2 protein-coding genes are annotated in these 1,852 nt (G+C 78.5%); both read right to left on the bottom strand.

What is annotated here, in order from left to right; genetic code table 11:
• Positions 1-25: 25 nt before the first annotated feature.
• Positions 26-637: a tRNA (adenosine(37)-N6)-threonylcarbamoyltransferase complex ATPase subunit type 1 TsaE gene (tsaE, locus tag HCN56_RS25345; RefSeq protein WP_167974959.1), complete on the bottom strand. Its 612-nt coding sequence runs from the start codon at positions 635-637 to the stop codon at positions 26-28.
• A gap of 184 nt (positions 638-821) precedes the next feature.
• Positions 822-1,852: alanine racemase (gene alr, locus HCN56_RS25350; RefSeq protein ID WP_167974961.1), on the bottom strand; the 1,031-nt coding region annotated here is incomplete at its 5' end.

Here is a 1,852-nt window from a genome sequence, read left to right on the forward strand (position 1 = left end):
GCTGCGCGGCGGGCGCGCGCCGCGGTCAGTCGGCGCGGGGCGGGGCGCCCTCGGCCCCGGCCAGCAGCGCCGCGAGGTCGACCCCGGCCCACCGCGGTCCGACGCCGGTGAGCGTGACGACTCGCGGGGCGTCGCCGTCCAGCGCGCTCCAGTCCGTGCCGCCGTCGCCCGCCGTCCCGTCGCCCGCGCCGGTGGGGCGCTCCAGCCGCACCAGCAGCCGGCTGTCCGACAGCGCCTCGACCTTGCCCTCGCCCCACTCCACGACGATCACCGACTCCGGCAGCGCCAGGTCGAGGTCGAGGTCCTCCATCTCCTCCAGCCCGCCCGCCAGCCGGTAGGCGTCGACGTGCACCAGCGCGGGACCGTCACCGAGCGACGGGTGGACCCGGGAGATCACGAACGTCGGGGAGGCGACGGCCGAGCGCACGCCCAGCCCCTCGCCGATGCCGCGCGTCAGGGTCGTCTTGCCCGCGCCCAGCTCACCGCTGAGCAGCAGCAGGTCGCCGGCGCGCAGCAGCGCCGCCAGCTCGCGTCCGAGCCGCACCGTGCGGTCGGCGTCCGGGACCGTGCCCGTGGCCTGCGCCCGGCCGTCGGTCCGCCCGGGGTGTTCGCCGGTCGGGGTGGTACCCGCGCTCATCGTGATGCCGTCTCTCCGTCGTCGCGGACCGCCGGCTCGCCGGTGGCGAGCGAACGGGCCGTCCGGTGGAGCGGTCCGCACGCGGCGGCGGGGCGTCGGGCGCCCCGGCTTCGGATGGTACGCGCCGGGCGCCCCGGCGGGCCGCCCGTCGACCGCGGCCCGGGGCGGGGGCCGGAGCGGCCCGTCAACCCAGGTGGACGCGGGGGACGCGGGCCCCGATGCGGGTGACGATCTCGTAGCCGATCGTCCCGGCGGCGCGGGCCCAGTCCTCCGCCGTGGGCTCACCGTCGTGGCCGGGACCGAACAGCACCACCGGGTCGCCCTCGGCCGCCGTGTCACCGCCGAGGTCCACGACGAACTGGTCCATCGCGACCCGCCCGGCGACCGTGCGCCACTTCCCCGCCACCAGCACCGGCCCGCTGCCGGACGCGTGCCGGGGCACGCCGTCGGCGTAACCGGCCGGCACCAGCGCCAGCGTGGTCTCCCCCGGCGTCCGGTAGCTGTGGCCGTAGCTCACGCCGTGGCCGCCGGGCACCCGCTTCACGGAGGCGAGCGACGCGCGCAGCGTCATCGCGGGCCGCAGCCCGAACTCCGCGGGCAGCCCCACCTCCGGCGACGGCGAGAGGCCGTAGACGGAGACGCCGGTGCGGACCAGGTCGTAGTGGGAGGAGGGCAGCGTCAGCGTCGCCGGGGAGTTGGCGAGGTGCCGGACCTCGGGGTCGAGGCCGGCCCGGGCGGCCGTCGCCAGCGCGTCGCGGAAGACCTCCTGCTGCGCCGCGACGGAGGGATGGCCGGGCTCGTCGGCGCAGGCGAAGTGCGACCACAGGCCAGTGACACGCACGGTGCCCTCGGTCTCCGCCGCGCGGGCGGCGGCGACCAGCGCGGGCCAGTCGCCCGGCGCGCAGCCGTTGCGGCCGAGCCCGGTGTCCACCTTCAGCTGCACACGGGCGGTGCGGCCGGCGGCACGCGCGGCGGCACGGATCTCGTGGAGCGCCCAGAGCCCGGAGGCGGTGACGTCGATCTCCGCCTCGATCGCCTCCCGCCACGGCCCGCCGGGCGTCCACAGCCAGCAGAGCACGCGGCCGGTGTCGCCGGCGGCGCGCAGCGCGAGCGCCTCCTGCGGGGTCGCCGTGCCCCGAACAGCTCGGTGATGTGCGGGGTGGGGTCGTCGGGGGCGAGCAGCGCGGCATCGGCCGCCGCGGTCCGCGCCTCCTC

The organism is Streptomyces lonarensis, assembly GCF_012033735.1.
Taxonomy (GTDB): Bacteria; Actinomycetota; Actinomycetes; order Streptomycetales; family Streptomycetaceae; genus Streptomyces; species Streptomyces lonarensis.

What these genes read in the sequence shown, in the direction of transcription:
- tsaE (WP_167974959.1), bottom strand. Translation starts at nt 637, where the DNA reads ATGAGCGCGGGTACCACCCCGACCGGCGAACACCCCGGGCGGACCGAC.